Here is a 15,465-nt window from a genome sequence, read left to right on the forward strand (position 1 = left end):
TTAAAAATTGGGATTTGAATTAGATATAGACCCCTAAAACATTGACTCTACACTGGTTTGTGGTAATCTTGTTTAGTTATAAACTACATTTATAATTAACTTGGATTGCTATGAATTTATTGGCTTTTAATCTTCCTATTGTTGTGCTTTTGCCGTTTTTTGGCGCCATCATAGTGGCCTGGTCTTCAAAATTTAATCGTTTAGCGGCTGCATGGACCAGCGGAGGAGTTGCCTTATTATCCTTGGCTTTTCTCGTCCCTTCAATAAGCCAAATTTTTGAAGGGAAAACCCTGATTCAAAGCTGGTCTTGGGTTGATTCCATTGGCTTACAGTTCGCTTTTCGTCTAGATGGCCTAGCCCTTCTTTTTGCTTTATTAATTTTAGTCATTGGGCTTTTAGTCATTTTCTATGCCCGTTACTACTTGGCTTCAAAAGATTGTATGGGGCGTTTCTTCGCCTATCTATTGATGTTCATGGGATCCATGTTAGGGATCGTGTTATCTGAAAACCTGATACAACTAGTGGTTTTCTGGGAACTGACCTCCATTACCTCTTTCTTACTAATCAGTTATTGGCAACAGCGTAAAGATGCCAGACAAGGCGCTCGTATGGCGCTAGCCATAACCGGTGCTGGAGGCTTGGCTTTATTAGGGGGGGTGTTATTACTAGGGCACGTGGTCGGTAGTTACCAGCTTAGTGACGTACTCCTGGCAGGCGATATTGTTCGTGCTCACCCTTTATATTTACCCATTTTAGTGCTTATTTTACTGGGTGTATTTACCAAATCGGCTCAATTTCCTTTCCACTTCTGGTTACCACATGCGATGGCAGCACCCACCCCTGTCTCAGCTTATTTACATTCCGCTACCATGGTTAAAGCTGGTATTTTCTTATTAGCCCGCTTTTTTCCAGTTTTATCCGGCACCGAAGAATGGTCTTGGTTAGTCGGTGGCGCTGGAATGATAACGTTATTAATTGGCGCCTATACAGCTTTCTTTAAACACGATTTAAAAGGCTTGTTGGCCTACTCCACAATCAGTCACTTGGGCTTGATTACGCTATTGTTTGGTTTTGGAACCCAGCTTGCTGCTGTCGCCGCTATCTTTCATATCATTAACCACGCTACCTTCAAAGCGTCTTTATTCATGGTGGCGGGTATTATTGATCATGAAACAGGCACGCGTGATATGCGCAAGCTAAATGGACTGATCAAATATATGCCTCATACGGCGGCATTAGCCATCATCGCCTCAGCCGCAATGGCGGGTGTGCCATTATTGAACGGTTTTTTAAGTAAAGAAATGTTTTTTGAGCAGGCTGTCCATGCTTCGCAGATTTCGAGTTTTGCTTGGATGATTCCGGTGCTGGTGACGATAGGGGGAATTCTATCCGTGGCCTATTCTTTGCGTTTTATTCATGATGTGTTTTTTAATGGAGAACCGGTTGATTTACCTAAAACCCCACATGAACCGCCTCGTTTTATGAAAATTCCAGTCGATTTACTGGTCATTGTGTGTCTCGCCGTCGGGATTTTCCCTGCTTATACCGTGGCGCCGTTACTGCACGTTGCGGTTATTGGCACCTTACAAACCGAAGCTCCTGCTTACAGTTTAGCGATTTGGCATGGATTTACTTATGCCTTAATGATGAGTGCAATTGCACTTTCTCTAGGGGTCGGCGTGTACCTTATGCGTCATCGTTTCTTTACCTTTTATGAACGCTATATTCGACATATTGATGGCCGACTGTATTTTAATTTTTGGTTACAGAAATTATTCAATGCATCAATTCGAGTTCGCGCAAAATTTGATAAAGGCTCCCTTCAAAATGCGTCAGCCTGGATTATTTTTGCCTCATTAGTTTTCGGTGTTTATGGCTTTTTATCTCAGTCTTCCCCGCTGTTAGGCACGCGCGAAATGCTTCCTGTAGATATGGTGACGCTCATTGTTGCCGTCGGATTAATGCTAGCCGCTTTATTAACGATTGTCTTCCATCGAAGACGATTATTGGTATTGGTTGTTATTGGAGTGGTTGGATTAGTCATCTCGGTCGGCTTTATTAAGTTTTCAGCACCCGATCTGGCTTTAACTCAGCTTTCGGTTGAAGTCGTTACCATCGTTTTATTATTGTTAGCGCTGTACTATTTGCCACAGAAAACCCCTCGAGAAATCGGAAAAATACGATTATGGCGAGATGGTTTATTAGCGGTTTTCTCGGGCATAGGTGTTACTTTGCTAGCGTTATCTGTCTTGACGCGTGATTATGAAACCATCGCTCAGTATTTCTTGGAAAACAGTCTGCCAGGTGGCGGTGGAACCAATGTGGTTAATGTCATTTTGGTGGATTTCCGTGGCTTTGATACCTTAGGCGAAATTGTGGTCTTGGCGTTGGCAGGCCTGGGTGTTTTTGCTATGTTACAAGGCATGAAGCTGACGGCGCCAAAACGCGATCAAAATGGTCGAATTTGGAATACCGATAAACATCCATTAATCATGCAAACCTTAACACGTCTGCTCTTACCAATGATGTTACTGGTAGCGGTCTTTATTTTCTTACGCGGTCATAACCTGCCAGGCGGTGGATTCATTGCTGGTTTAATCGCTTCCATCGCCTTGATTGTGCAATATTTAGCCAATGGAATTGAATGGACCAGTAACCGCATTAAAGTCGATATGCATTGGTCGATTGGTGTAGGCTTACTGATTGCGATTTCAACGGGGTTAGTCGCGATGGGAATTGGCTATCCGTTCTTAACCTCAGCCTTTACCCATCTTCATTGGCCGGTCGTCGGTGACTTTGAAGTCGCCAGTGCAATTGCTTTTGATTTAGGCGTCTTTCTGGTCGTCGTCGGAGCCACCGTCATGAGTCTGGTTCAGTTGGGCCGTTTGAGCTATGCCTCTCATCATCCAGAACAGGCACCACTTCAGGATGCCACAATCTCGGAGGTTAAATAATGGAATTACTCATTGCTATCGTCATTGGCGTATTAACCGCCAGTGGTGTGTTTTTAACTTTAAGAGCACGAACGTTTCCAGTGGTATTAGGCTTAACGTTATTAGCATATGCCGTTAATGTCTTTTTATTCGCTATGGGTCGATTAACCATCGGTTTACCGGCTGTCATTAATCCTGCTCAGGGCGGTTATACCGATCCGTTACCACAAGCTTTGGTGTTGACAGCCATTGTTATTGCATTTGGGATGACTGCCTTTTTAATTGTATTAGCGTTGAAATCTCGTTCCGAACTGGGCAATGACCATGTCGACGGCTTACATTTGGCCCCCGATGAAGTCCCTTATGATAAAAAAGCGACCGTGAAATCACAGCAACCCAATAAAGAGGCCTCTCACGGATGAACTCATTACCTTTTTTACCCGTTTTAATCCCCTTAATTGGTGGGGTTATTGTTTTATTGATACGTCAAGCTGGGCTGAATTTACAACGTTTACTCAGTTTTTTATTGGTTCTGGCACTGCTCGCCGTCAGTGTGGAACTCTTGCATGTTGCCAGTCAAGGCTCTCCGCAAGTCTATGCATTAGGAAACTGGGTAGCGCCATATGGCATCGTTTTAGTTTTAGATCAACTGTCTGCTCTGATGATTTTCATCACCGCCATTTTAGCCGTCGGTGCATTATGGTATGCAATTTCGACAAAAATGGATGCACAAGGGTCCCATTTCCATGTTTTGTTTCAAATACAGCTGTTCGGTTTGAATGGCGCCTTCATGACGGGCGATGTTTTTAACCTGTTCGTTTTCTTTGAAGTATTATTACTGGCTTCTTACGGGTTGATGCTTCATGGTGGTGGTCGTTTGAGAACCAAAGCGGGTCTGCAATATGTCGTGATCAATTTAATTGGTTCTACCCTTTTCTTATTTGCTGTTGGCGCACTTTATGGTGTATTAGGGACGTTGAATATTGCAGATATGGCTAATAAAGTCGCTCTTCTTTCCTCTGAAGATCAAGGCGTGGTGGCAGCCGCTGGTTTACTATTATTACTGGTGTTTGGTATCAAAGCTGCGATGTTTCCATTGTATTTATGGCTACCACAAGCTTATGCGAATGCCTCTGCTCCGGTTGCCGCCTTATTTGCGATTATGACCAAAGTTGGACTTTATGCCATTATCCGTGTTCACGGCACAGTATTTGGTGACAATGCACAAGAGCTGGCTTTTTTCTATACACCTTGGTTACTTGGACTGGGTCTGATAACCATCATTCTGGCAGCATTAGGTGTCATGGCTTCTCGCGGTTTAAGAGAACAGGTGGCTTATTTGGTGCTGGCTTCTGTCGCTACCCTATTAATCGGGATTGGGCTGAATACTCCTGCAGCTTTATCCGCCAGTTTATATTATCTAATCCATTCCACTTTAATCGCAGGCGGCTTCTTCTTGTTGGCAGACATCATTGCTCGAGGCAAAGGATCTTTAGAAGATCACTTTAAATCCGGCCCTACAATGCCTCAAGCGATTCTGATTGGATCGACTTTTATCTTTGCTGCCATCGCGATGGTGGGTATGCCGCCTTTATCGGGCTTTTTTGGAAAAGTACTCATTCTCTCATCCGCTCTAGACAATGAGTATTTTGGATGGATATTAACCATTGTCCTTATTGCCAGTTTAATTATGATTATTGCCATGGCTCGTTCAGGATCTGTTTTGTTTTATCATCTTCAACCCAATGTTGATTCAACTGATGAACCGCTAAATAAATTGGCTTATTTAGCGGTTATCTTATTGTTTTCAGCCAGTATTGTGCTAGTGGTCTTCGCCCAACCAATTACGTCCATGACGGACAGCATTGCACAACAATTATTTAACCCGAATCATTATATTGATTCCGTTTTTAATACCCCAGCGGTTGGGAAGGTGTCACCATGAGTATTAAAAAAATCTTACCGCATCCCATCTTAAGTTTATTTTTATGGGGAATCTGGCTATTACTGAACAATGATTTTAGTGCAGGACATATCGTGCTTGGGTTTATTCTGGCATGGATTATTCCCATGTTCACCTCCAGCTTCTGGCCAGAAAAAGTCTGTTTGAAACACCCTGTAACCTTACTTAAATTTCTAGGGATTGTTTTATGGGATATTTTGGTGGCAAATGTGACGGTGGCTAAATTAATTTTAGGAAAAACGGATCACCTACAACCCGGCTTTCTAACCATTGATTTAGACATTAAACATCCATTAGGCATTAGTTTTTTAGCCAATACGATCTCTTTAACGCCAGGAACCGTGTCTTGTGATTTATCATCGGATCGAAAGCAGTTGCTTGTTCACGCTTTACATATTGAAGACGCGGCCGAAACCATTCAGGAAATAAAACAACGCTATGAGCACCCATTAATGGAGGTATTTCCAACATGTTAGAGATCGCTTTAGAACTTGCATTTATTATGGTTGCACTGGCTTTGATTTTAAGCTTCTATCGTTTAGTGAAAGGGCCCTCCATTCCAGATCGAATCTTAGCGTTAGATACGCTGTACATTAATACCATCGCCCTATTGATTTTATTTGGACTTTATCTAGGCAGTGCTTTGTATTTTGAAGCCGCGCTGCTAATTGCATTAATGGGCTTTGTCGGAACCGTTGCTTTAAGCAAATACTTATTGCGCGGCGATATCATGGAATAAAGGAAAGTTAGAATGTTTGAAATATTGTTGGCATTACTCATCATCATCGGCGCAATATTTACGCTAATCGGTTCGTTTGGCTTATTCAAACTGCCCGATTTTTTTATGCGTTTACATGGGCCAACTAAAGCCACAACCCTTGGCGTTGGTGCTATCTTAATTGCATCAGCACTCTATTTTTCTTTTGAAAAAAACACCTTGAGTTTGCATGAGCTTCTCATCACTTTATTTTTGTTTATTACTGCTCCAGTCAGTGCGCATTTAATGGCAAAAGCAGCCATGCATATCAAAGTAAAACAACTCAAAAAGACTCAGAATCGGATTGAATAATCTTAAAAAATAGCCAGGCCTGGCTATTTTTATCTAAATATTAAATCAGTTACTCAAAATTAAAATCATCCAAATTCGGAGCCGGTGGGTTTCCGTTATAGATTAAATTCAAACGATGCTGTAAATAACTTTCCCGCATGAAAATATACGGATCCGGTTGCTGTTTAACGACTCTTGCCAAATACACAATTTGGGTATAATCAACGAATTTTTCCCCTAGAAACAACATAATACGACCTTCTAAATCGGTTTGAATCAAATAGGGATACGTTGGATTATAAAGCGAATCAATACTACTCCCAACCAATTCTCGTGTAGTGTAAGGCCCAATAATCGGCATCATAATGAACGAAGATTCAGACCACATTCCCCATTTATAAAGCGTTTGACCCAAATCTTCTTTTTGATAATCCAGTCCGGCAGGGGTAGCAATATCAATTAAACCAAATAACCCTAAAGTGGTATTTAAGCTTAACCGCATAATACTGGTTAACCCGCCTTCTACATTGCCTTGAAACAAAGCATTAATCGTATTAATGGGTTCTTTTAAATTATTAAAAAAATTACTGATGCCTTTTTTAACCGGAGAAGGTAAAACATCATTATAGGCATTTGCAACCGGTTCACCAATCGCATCACTGAATGCCATATTAAAGTCATATATTGCTCGATTATAGTCTTCATAAGGGTCATGACTATTCATTGCCGGTCTATCAGCGACATTTTGAGTAAACTGGCTTTCTGAAAATCCAAGTGTCGGTAAACATAAGAATATAAATGTTAAAAATCGAACATACATTTTTAAATAAAAACTCTTCTTTTAAGATGGGTTGATTGTACAAGGTAAGCGTATTAATTTTAGGGTATCTTTAAAAACTTGGAGCACTTTTTGTCGTGGAAAACTTTTACGCCAGGCCATAACAACCGTTCTTTTGGGTTTTGGATTAATTAATGGACGATAAACTAATAAGTCATCCGCATTCTGACAGGCACTACAAGGTAAAACTGTAATACCTGCCCCTGAGGCCACCATATACCGAATTGTTTCCAAGGAGCTACCTTCTAGCGTTCTCTGTAAGGGATTATCTTTAGCATGGAGATGAATTAAATTCGGATAAGCTTCTAACACCTGATCTCTAAAACAATGACCAGCCCCTAATAATAAAACTGTTTCATTTTTCACTTCATCTAAAGCAATTTCATCTAATTCAGATAATGGATTATTTTTTGGAATTGCAGCAACAAATTCTTCTTCATAAACAGGACAAGTTTCAATGTTAGGTTCGTCAAAAGGTAAAGAGACAATAATGATATCCAATTCTCCAGATTGCAGCTTTTGAGAAAGAATATGGGTGTAATTTTCTTCAATTGATAATCGAATATTTTGTGCTTTTTGATGAAATTTTGAAATCAAACTAGGCAGTAGATACGGTCCAATCGTATAAATGACGCCAATTTTTAGTTCAGTCGTTTGTGATTGTTCATCTTGCGAAATTTCTTTAATAGTATGTGTTTTTTGAAGAATATCTTTCGCAAGTTCAACAACTTGTTTGCCAATAGGTGTGATAATGACTTCATTTTTGCGTCTTTCAAATAACGTAACGTTTAATTCTTCTTCTAATTTCTTAATTGCAATACTCAAGGTTGGTTGACTAACAAAACATTTTTCAGATGCTTTTCGAAAATGTTTTTCATTGGCGAGTTCAACACAATATTTCAATTCATTTAAAGTCATAAAGCCTATTCACAGTTAAGAGATATATATGTATATATATATTCTTTTTTTGTTTCTGTTCTTATTAGTCAAAGCGATTTATAAGGATAAGTTTGTTTTAATTTTTATTATCAATGAGTTAACTTGTTTATAACTGGTGTGTTAACTCCTGTTAGTTTGTTTGTATGAACTGTGAATGAATTGTGCATAAGTATAGAGGATTTATTTATTCTATTTTTTATCCACATTTTGTTACAGTTTATCCAGAGCAATTACTAACAGTTATTCAAGAGTTATTCTATGTCTATTTTAGAAATTATTAAATCCCGTCGAACAATTTATCAATTTAAATCAAAATTAATCCCGTTGGATTTAGTTAATCATTGTCTCGAAGCATCAATTTGGGCGCCTAATCATAAAATGACAGAACCTTGGCGTTTTTGGGTAATAGGGCAGGAAACACAAGCAAAATTGGCTGATATTTATGCAGAGAACAGGGCTTTAAAACGAACTGAGCGTGGCTCTGATACTTTTGATGAAATTTATCAGAAAGCCATTGTCAAGTTTCAAGCCATTCCACAAGTTATTTTGGTAGGGCAGGTTTTAGCGCAAGAACCTGTCACGATTCAAGAAGATTATGCTGCTTGCAGTTGTGCTATTCAAAACTTTCAATTAGCGGCTTGGGACACTGAAATAGGGGTTCAATGGAGTACAGGTCCAATTATTGAAGATAAGCGAACCTATGAACTTTTATCGATTAATTCTTCTCAATTAAAATTAATCGGTGCTTTGTATATGGGCTTTCCAGAGTGTGTAGGGAAATCGGTTCGTCAACCCATTGAGAGAGTGACCACTTATTTAGCGTAATATCTTAAAAATTTAAAGTTTCTTCTTCATCGATCAGGCTTGGTTCAACGTTTAAAGATTTTCTTAAAGAGCGTTTGAACAATAATTTATTTTGCACAGGTTCCGGTAAATCGGTAAAAAGGATGAGTCCTTTTTCAACCATCAGGTTCACCATATCTTCAATGACACGCACCATCTCTAAATCTAAATTGGTCAGGACTTTTTTAATCAATTCTTCATTTTGTGTGTTTTCAAGAAACGCTTTGATTTCTGGGTCATAAAGGCTGGATTGCGTATACCCTGGTAAGTTAGAAAACTGAAGGTCTTCAATTTCATTATTGGCGTTATGTTTTATATAAATCATAGGCTCACTGTCATATTGAGTTTCTTTTTACGTATATTACCGAATTAAAGCGGTTAAGATTCAATTTCTGAAAGTACATTCCCTAATAATTCTGTTAAACGGTCATTTTCAGAATAATCGACAGGGCAATCAATAATGGTGACAGTATTGGCTTTTAAAGCAGTTTTCAAAGCTGGCAGTAATTCACTGGCGGTATTTATTCGAACCCCTGTTGCTCCGAAGGCTTCAGCATATTTTACAAAGTCGGGATTTTGGAAATCAATATACGCAGAACGTCCATAACGGCGTTTTTGTTTCCAATTAATCAAACCATATTGGTTGTCATTCCAAATAAGGATCACGATAGGCGTATTACAGCGTAAAGCGGTTTCAATTTCTTGTGAGTTCATCATAAACCCAGCATCACCCGTGACTGCGACAATGGCTTTTTCCGGAAAAGCCAATTTTGCCCCAATCGCGCCAGGAACGGCAATCCCCATGCTGGCGAAGCCATTAGAAATAATGCAGGTGTTGGGGAGTTCCGAACGGAAAAAGCGCGCCATCCACATCTTATGAGCGCCAACGTCACAAATAGCAATGTCTTCTCGATTCATTGCGGTTCTAAGGTCCCAAATAATTTTCTGGGGTTTCATTGGCCAAGCATCACTGTCTGAACAACGTTCCATTTCTTGAATCATCGCTTCTCTTAAAGGAAATGGAATGGGTTCATATTTTTTATTAGGCAATTTTTCCATTAAAGCACTTAAATTACGGCCAATATTACCGATGAGTTCTACATCCGGAATATAACTGTAATCGACTTCGGCCGGACAAGTGTCAATATGAATGATGGTATGTTCACGGTTTGGGTTCCATAAATGCGGATGATATTCCACCATGTCAAACCCGATACAAATCACCAGATCAGATTCTGCAAAGCCCCCATTTTCATAATCGCCTTTTTGCAATCCTGTAGTGCCGACTGACAAAGGGTTTTTATAATGTGGAACGGCACCTTTCGCCATGAACGTATTCACGAGGGGAATTTGATAATGTTTTGAAAAAGCTTCCAATTGACGGCTGGCATTCGCTCTAACCGCACCGTTTCCAACCAGAATAAGGGGCTTTTTAGCGCTTGTAATAATCGAAGCGGCTTTTTCTATTAGTTTATGATCCGCTAATGACAAACGAGATTGAATAACCGGTAACGGTTTTTCTGGGGTCAGCATCTCACTGATATTTTCTGGAAAATCAATAAAAGCCGCGCCTGGCTTTTCCGCTTGGGCTAATTTAAAAGCTTTTCGGATTACTTCTGGAATCGTTTCTGGCTCTAATACTTGAGTGGCATACTTTGAAATCGGTTTGAACAGATTCACCAAGTCAACCACTTGATGAGATTCTTTATGTAAGCGTGTGGTGGCAGCCTGTCCTGCAATGGCGACAACGGGAGAGTTATCCATATTGGCGTCAGCAACCCCTGTCACTAAATTAGTGGCACCGGGCCCTAAGGTGGATAAACACACACCAGCTTTTCCAGTTAAACGACCATAAACATCCGCCATAAAAGCAGCCCCTTGTTCATGGCGACAGGTAATAAATTCAATATCGGAATCTAATAAGGCATCCATCATATCCATGTTTTCTTCGCCGGGAATACCAAAAACGTATTCAACTTGTTCGTTTTCCAAACATTGTACGAAGAGATTAGATGCTTTCATTATTTCATTATTCCGTTAAGTGATTAAAAACAGCCAGGCCTGGTCAGTTTTAATGTGTTTTGCGTTGTGTCGATTATAAACTTAAAAAGCATTGAAGCGCAAAATTAGCATTGCAGAAGGGGATGAATACCATTGAGGCCAATGGTATTCTTAAAGCGGATAGGTTATTGATTAAGCAGTTGATTAACCACTTTCCATAAAGCTTTTCGAGAAGAAGCCATTGGAACGTCTGTTAGATATTTTCCATTGACTATCACAGCGGGAACACCGTCAATACCGTAATTTTGTGTCATTTGTTTTGCACGGGACACAGCACTGGTCACTTGGAAGCTGTTAAACATTTGTTTGTAAGCGTCTGGTTTGATGCCCATCGGTTCGACAAATTTTGCCAAAGCATCGACATTAAAAATAGGCTTACGATCACGCTGAATGGCATCAAAATATTTGGTATGGAAAGGTTGTTCAATGCCTAAAAATTTAGCGGTATAGAAAACCCGTGCCATAAAGACCCAATTAGGATTATTCAAAACCGCTGGCATACGTTCAAAATGCACTTCTTTGGGTTTGTTTTTAACCCATTGATGCACACTGCTTTCCAATTCATAACAGTGTGGGCAGCCATAATAAAACACTTCAACAACCTTTTTCTCGTTTGGAGCAATGGATTGAGGCGTTGGAATTTTTTTATATTCCTCACCTTCAGCTATCCCAAAAGCATCCTTTGCAAAAGCGGGTTGTGCTACAAAGCCTAAGCAGAGCAGGTTGATAATGAAAAATTTTCTCAACATCGAAATTCCTAAATTCTGAAAATTAAAGTTCACCGTAAGAATGAAGGCCCGATAGGAACATATTGACACCTAGGAAAGCAAATGTGGTCACTAATAAACCAACTAAAGCCCACATTGCCATTGGACGACCACGCCAGCCTTTTGACATGCGAATATGTAACCAAGCTGCATAGTTTAACCAAACAATTAAAGCCCAAGTTTCTTTAGGATCCCAAGACCAATAACCGCCCCAGGCTTCGGCTGCCCACATGGCGCCTAACACGGTTGCAATGGTGAAAAAGGCAAAGCCCAATGCAACGGTTTTATACATTAAGTCATCCATACTTTCTAAACTCGGCATGGATTTTACAAATTGTGAATCAGGGTTTTTGGTTTGGAATTTTTCAGTAACTAAATACGCTAGACCGACCATAGCGGCAATTGAGAAAGAACCATATCCAATAAAATTGGCAGGCACATGAATCTTCATCCAATAGCTTTTCAAAGCTGGTACCAGCGGTTGAATCACATGGGCTTCACGATCAAAGGTATACCACAGTAAGAAACCAATAGCGGCACTGACAATCAGCATAACAAAGCCGCCCATTGAGCGGGTACGCAGTTTTTGTTCGTAATACAGATAAATTAACGTTGTCAAAACAGCAAATAGAATGAAGACTTCATATAGGCTACTGACCGGAATATGACCGTAATCTGGGTTAATGAGATAAGATTCGCGCCAGCGAACCATCATGCCCACCAATCCAAAAGCAACCCCTGACCAGGCAATGGCACTGGCCACTTTGCCAACATAATTCGACTTAGAAAACAGCGCTAGAAAATAAGCAACGGTTGCCATTACAAATAAAGCGCTCATCCACATAAATGCAGATTGACTCGAAATTAAAAACTTTAAAAAGAAGGCCTGCTCATTGGCGGAGATTTGATTGCCATGGTGACTATAGCTCCACAGCGCCAATAAACTTAATGCGGCTACTGCATAAGACAATGTTCTAATGCTGGGCCAGATTTTACCAAAAGCAATCAAGCCGACAGATGCTCCTGCTAAAATGCCTATTTCGTAGACATCCATTAATTGGCCAAAACTTTTCCAAGCATAAATAGCACCCGCAATAACGGCGACTGTCCAAATAATATCGCTTATGGAAAAAGGTTTCTTTAACTGATCCATTTCCATCGAAGAATTCATTGTACTCATGACTTCACCTGCATTTTAGATTGTACTGCTTGTACAATTTGTTGAAATTCTTTTGCCACTTCAGGTAGCTCTTTATTATCTTTTCCTGCAATGGTTAACGTGCCTTCCTTTTCAGAATAGGCTAACCAAATGCGTTTCTGACGCACATAGAATAAGAAGAAGACCCCAATTATAAGTAAAGCACTTCCAAAATAAACGATATCTTTTCCAGGGGATTTCGTGATTTGCAGACCGGTGGATTCGATTTGTTTAAAAGAATCCAATTCAAAATACATTGGCGGGCCATAGTTTGGCAAGCTATTGATGACTGTAATCGCATCCTCAAACCATTGTTTATTGAAGTCAGAAATATTGTCTAATTCTTTAACTTTTTCTTGCTTTAAAACATTTAAGTAAAGTGTTTGAAGCGCTAAACTGGTTTGTCCCATATAGTAATCTTTCACTTTTGGTTGATCTTTAGCGGGGACATTTTTTTGCACAAACAAGCTAATACCGTTAAATCCTTTTTGACGGAATAACACCATTAACTGGTTTAACAATCGCATTTGAAGCTGATAAGTTCGATCATCCACACCTTTTTCTTGTGGAAAGGCTTCTTTTAATACTTCTTGAGATTTATTTTTATTGTTGATCAATGCTAAAAAATTAAAGAAACGCGTTTTTTGACGTTGCTGATCTGCTGGAATAAATAAATAACGGAACGGTTCCGCTTGAGAGGTTCTCATCCCAGTCATAAAGAACCAACGACCATCCTGTAAGCTGGGTTGCATATAGTTTTCATACTCCCAAGCTTTACCCTGATCATTTCGAACTTTAAAAATGATGGTCGGGCCATTGTTATGCATTTTCTTGCCTGTTTTAGCTTTTTCTTCTTCACTGGCTGGCACAATGTTGAACATTTTAAAGTCGTTTAACTCCAAACGATAAGTACCCATCGGTGTTTTCAATGGTTCTACCTTATCGACAGCCGTATTTAACGTAAGCGGATTATTGGTAGGGGACAGAAGCGGGTGTACTTTTAATTTCATCAAACTGCCACCGTCACCGAAAGAAGATTGATAAATGGCATAATTTTTATAAAACAGTGGGTGATTGACCGCAATGGTTTTTTCGATCGGTTTATCTAAATCAGGTGCACTTAAAACAATATCCGATTCAAAAGATTTTGGCATGCCCGTATCGTAATACTCAATACGGAAGTCTTTAACATCGATGGTAAAAGGCAGTTTTTGAACTAAGAAACCGCGTTCATAAGGTAGAAATAACACATCCGATTTCTGACCTTCTGCGATATTGACCGACCCTCGGAATGAAAAATTCTCTGGCCCTAACCAAGATTTTTGAGGAATCTTATCTAAACCCACCGTACGAGTTTCAGGCGCTAAAGTGCCTGTCAGTTCACGGTATTTCAATAATAAATTACTGTCGAAGAGGGCACCGATACAAATCACAATAATCGAGATATGAGTGAAAATATAGCCTAAGCGATTCCAGCGGCCTTTCAAACCGGCAACGGTAACACCATCTTCTCGTTGATGAATTTTTGTTTTATAGCCTTGTTGTTTTAAGATTGATTGAGCGGTTTCTGTTTCGAAAGATTCAGGAGTGTAAGTGACAGAGTGCGGTTGATGTTTATAAGCATTTAAAGACAGTTTTTCACTGTATTGTCTGATTTCTTTTAAAAAAGTCGGGCCATTTCGGCTGACACAAACACTGGTAGAGATTAATAAGAATAAGAGGACTAAAATGAACCAAGCAGCGCCATAAACATGGAATAATCCTAGTTCATTAAACACTTGAGTCCAGAAAGGCCCAAATTTTATAATATAATCTTGAAAAACTTGGTTTTGTTGTAAAACCGTTCCGATTACTGAAGCAATTGCCAGCATCACCAATAGGGTGACCGCTAAATTCATGGATCCTAAAAACTGGATAAAAATGCCGGGCTTACGCTTTGGCAATGGGCTTGAAGTGTTCGATAAATCGGCCATATAAATAAATATTCTTAAATAATCATTAAAAAAAGATTGTAAAGTATATACCGATTCACACTATTGATAAAGAATGAAAACCTAACCAACAGGCAAGCTACCTTATGCAACACCCACTTTACCAACAAGCAACTTATTTAAAATCGGCGCCCGATTTATCGCATTGTCCAGAAGACTTCGGCTATGAAGTGGCGTTTGCCGGGCGCTCCAATGCAGGTAAATCCAGCGCTTTGAATGTGATTACTTCACAAAGAGGGTTGGCTAAAACCAGTAAAACACCGGGTCGAACACAGTTAATTAATTTTTTTGAATGTGATGAACAGCGTAAATTAGTCGATTTGCCGGGTTATGGGTATGCCAAAGTGAATGTGAATACTAAACGTGCTTGGGAAAGGAGTTTGTCGGAATACATTGAAGTGCGTGCGTCGCTGAAAGGATTGATTATGATGGTGGACTCAAGAATGCCGCCAACTGAAATTGATTTAATGATGTTGGATTGGACGCTGACGTTGAATTTACCGGTACATATTTTATTGACGAAGTCCGATAAGTTAAAAAAAGGGCCGGCACAAAACAGTCTGTTAAAAATGAGGCAACTGTTGGATGAAAAATATCCGCATGCGACGGTGCAGTTGTTTTCTTCTTTAAAACGCCAAGGGCTGGAAGAAGTCTGGGCAAAGCTAGATGAATGGATGGAGTATGAACGTCCAGTTAAAGTCAAACCCGAAACAAAAGACGTATAAAAAACGCCCAGGCCTGGGCGTTTTTTATGAGGCATACATTCAACTCGTAAGTGCAACGTTCTTATTCCAAAACACCTCATTTGGTGTTTTGTATCCTAAGCATTTTCTTGGACGGTTGTTGAGTTGTTCAACAACCGTATCTATTTCCAACTGAGAGAC

The 15,465-nt window shown here is 39.8% G+C and carries 15 protein-coding genes; 8 read left to right on the plus strand and 7 right to left on the minus strand.

Annotated elements, in window-relative coordinates; all coding sequences use genetic code 11:
* Window positions 1–110: 110 nt before the first annotated feature.
* Genes P8629_RS11120 through P8629_RS11145 form a run of 6 tightly spaced genes read left to right on the plus strand, consistent with a single transcriptional unit; the run spans window position 111 to window position 5,965 of the window.
* Window positions 111–2,954 (plus strand): monovalent cation/H+ antiporter subunit A, encoded by a 2,844-nt coding sequence (locus tag P8629_RS11120; RefSeq protein WP_278166207.1) that lies wholly within the window; start codon window positions 111–113, stop codon window positions 2,952–2,954.
* The gene (locus P8629_RS11125) at window positions 2,954–3,355 is read left to right on the plus strand and encodes a Na+/H+ antiporter subunit C (protein WP_278166208.1); all 402 of its coding nucleotides are present in this window, start codon (window positions 2,954–2,956) and stop codon (window positions 3,353–3,355) included. Before P8629_RS11120 ends, P8629_RS11125 begins: the two co-directional genes overlap by 1 nt.
* On the plus strand, window positions 3,352–4,878 hold the full coding sequence (locus tag P8629_RS11130; RefSeq protein ID WP_278166209.1) for a monovalent cation/H+ antiporter subunit D: 1,527 nt from the start codon (window positions 3,352–3,354) through the stop codon (window positions 4,876–4,878). The genes P8629_RS11125 and P8629_RS11130 overlap by 4 nt, the downstream gene beginning before the upstream one ends.
* Window positions 4,875–5,372, plus strand: coding sequence for a Na+/H+ antiporter subunit E (locus tag P8629_RS11135; RefSeq protein WP_278166210.1), 498 nt, complete (start codon window positions 4,875–4,877; stop codon window positions 5,370–5,372). The genes P8629_RS11130 and P8629_RS11135 overlap by 4 nt, the downstream gene beginning before the upstream one ends.
* Window positions 5,366–5,635: a K+/H+ antiporter subunit F gene (locus P8629_RS11140; protein WP_278166211.1), complete on the plus strand. Its 270-nt coding sequence runs from the start codon at window positions 5,366–5,368 to the stop codon at window positions 5,633–5,635. Before P8629_RS11135 ends, P8629_RS11140 begins: the two co-directional genes overlap by 7 nt.
* A 12-nt stretch (window positions 5,636–5,647) precedes the next feature.
* Complete coding sequence (locus tag P8629_RS11145) at window positions 5,648–5,965, plus strand: Na+/H+ antiporter subunit G (RefSeq protein WP_278166212.1); 318 nt, start codon at window positions 5,648–5,650, stop codon at window positions 5,963–5,965.
* Window positions 5,966–6,014: 49 nt separating this feature from the next.
* On the opposite strand, the gene P8629_RS11150 is transcribed toward P8629_RS11145, so the two are convergent.
* Complete coding sequence (locus P8629_RS11150; protein ID WP_278166213.1) at window positions 6,015–6,668, minus strand: MlaA family lipoprotein; 654 nt, start codon at window positions 6,666–6,668, stop codon at window positions 6,015–6,017.
* 117 nt (window positions 6,669–6,785) lie between these two features.
* Window positions 6,786–7,700 (minus strand): hydrogen peroxide-inducible genes activator, encoded by a 915-nt coding sequence (locus P8629_RS11155; protein ID WP_278166214.1) that lies wholly within the window; start codon window positions 7,698–7,700, stop codon window positions 6,786–6,788.
* A 279-nt stretch (window positions 7,701–7,979) separates the two neighbouring features.
* On the opposite strand from P8629_RS11155, the gene P8629_RS11160 reads away from it, so the two are divergent.
* Window positions 7,980–8,546, plus strand: coding sequence for a nitroreductase family protein (locus tag P8629_RS11160; protein ID WP_278166215.1), 567 nt, complete (start codon window positions 7,980–7,982; stop codon window positions 8,544–8,546).
* Between the two features lie 4 nt (window positions 8,547–8,550).
* Here P8629_RS11160 and P8629_RS11165 read toward each other — a convergent pair whose 3' ends face one another.
* From P8629_RS11165 to P8629_RS11185, 5 genes are all read right to left on the minus strand, one after another.
* On the minus strand, window positions 8,551–8,889 hold the full coding sequence (locus tag P8629_RS11165; protein WP_278166216.1) for a hypothetical protein: 339 nt from the start codon (window positions 8,887–8,889) through the stop codon (window positions 8,551–8,553).
* A gap of 53 nt (window positions 8,890–8,942) precedes the next feature.
* The gene (locus P8629_RS11170; protein WP_278166217.1) at window positions 8,943–10,586 is read right to left on the minus strand and encodes an acetolactate synthase large subunit; all 1,644 of its coding nucleotides are present in this window, start codon (window positions 10,584–10,586) and stop codon (window positions 8,943–8,945) included.
* 164 nt (window positions 10,587–10,750) lie between these two features.
* Window positions 10,751–11,374, minus strand: a complete 624-nt coding sequence (locus P8629_RS11175; RefSeq protein WP_278166218.1) for a thiol:disulfide interchange protein DsbA/DsbL — start codon at window positions 11,372–11,374, stop codon at window positions 10,751–10,753.
* A 22-nt stretch (window positions 11,375–11,396) separates the two neighbouring features.
* A complete protein-coding gene (gene ccsB / locus P8629_RS11180) occupies window positions 11,397–12,572 on the minus strand; it encodes a c-type cytochrome biogenesis protein CcsB (protein WP_278166219.1) in 1,176 nt (391 codons plus the stop codon).
* Window positions 12,569–14,563 (minus strand): cytochrome c biogenesis protein ResB, encoded by a 1,995-nt coding sequence (locus P8629_RS11185; RefSeq protein WP_278166220.1) that lies wholly within the window; start codon window positions 14,561–14,563, stop codon window positions 12,569–12,571. Before P8629_RS11185 ends, ccsB begins: the two co-directional genes overlap by 4 nt.
* Before the next feature lie 104 nt (window positions 14,564–14,667).
* Between P8629_RS11185 and yihA the strand changes: the two genes are divergently transcribed.
* Complete coding sequence (gene yihA, locus P8629_RS11190) at window positions 14,668–15,306, plus strand: ribosome biogenesis GTP-binding protein YihA/YsxC (RefSeq protein WP_278166221.1); 639 nt, start codon at window positions 14,668–14,670, stop codon at window positions 15,304–15,306.
* The last annotated feature ends 159 nt before the right edge of the window (window positions 15,307–15,465 follow it).

Origin of the sequence: Hydrogenovibrio sp. 3SP14C1 (genome assembly GCF_029625905.1) — a bacterium.
Classification (GTDB): Bacteria; Pseudomonadota; Gammaproteobacteria; order Thiomicrospirales; family Thiomicrospiraceae; genus Hydrogenovibrio.

Bases quoted from the DNA above. Each gene is read 5' to 3' on its own strand.
- P8629_RS11145 (WP_278166212.1), top strand. From the start codon at position 5,648: ATGTTTGAAATATTGTTGGCATTACTCATCATCATCGGCGCAATATTT.
- P8629_RS11150 (WP_278166213.1), bottom strand. From the start codon at position 6,668: ATGAATAGTCATGACCCTTATGAAGACTATAATCGAGCAATATATGAC.
- P8629_RS11160 (WP_278166215.1), top strand. From the start codon at position 7,980: ATGTCTATTTTAGAAATTATTAAATCCCGTCGAACAATTTATCAATTT.
- P8629_RS11120 (WP_278166207.1), top strand. From the start codon at position 111: ATGAATTTATTGGCTTTTAATCTTCCTATTGTTGTGCTTTTGCCGTTT.
- P8629_RS11125 (WP_278166208.1), top strand. From the start codon at position 2,954: ATGGAATTACTCATTGCTATCGTCATTGGCGTATTAACCGCCAGTGGT.
- P8629_RS11175 (WP_278166218.1), bottom strand. From the start codon at position 11,374: ATGTTGAGAAAATTTTTCATTATCAACCTGCTCTGCTTAGGCTTTGTA.
- P8629_RS11140 (WP_278166211.1), top strand. From the start codon at position 5,366: ATGTTAGAGATCGCTTTAGAACTTGCATTTATTATGGTTGCACTGGCT.
- P8629_RS11130 (WP_278166209.1), top strand. From the start codon at position 3,352: ATGAACTCATTACCTTTTTTACCCGTTTTAATCCCCTTAATTGGTGGG.
- P8629_RS11135 (WP_278166210.1), top strand. From the start codon at position 4,875: ATGAGTATTAAAAAAATCTTACCGCATCCCATCTTAAGTTTATTTTTA.
- P8629_RS11165 (WP_278166216.1), bottom strand. From the start codon at position 8,889: ATGATTTATATAAAACATAACGCCAATAATGAAATTGAAGACCTTCAG.
- P8629_RS11185 (WP_278166220.1), bottom strand. From the start codon at position 14,563: ATGGCCGATTTATCGAACACTTCAAGCCCATTGCCAAAGCGTAAGCCC.
- P8629_RS11155 (WP_278166214.1), bottom strand. From the start codon at position 7,700: ATGACTTTAAATGAATTGAAATATTGTGTTGAACTCGCCAATGAAAAA.
- ccsB (WP_278166219.1), bottom strand. From the start codon at position 12,572: ATGAGTACAATGAATTCTTCGATGGAAATGGATCAGTTAAAGAAACCT.
- yihA (WP_278166221.1), top strand. From the start codon at position 14,668: ATGCAACACCCACTTTACCAACAAGCAACTTATTTAAAATCGGCGCCC.
- P8629_RS11170 (WP_278166217.1), bottom strand. From the start codon at position 10,586: ATGAAAGCATCTAATCTCTTCGTACAATGTTTGGAAAACGAACAAGTT.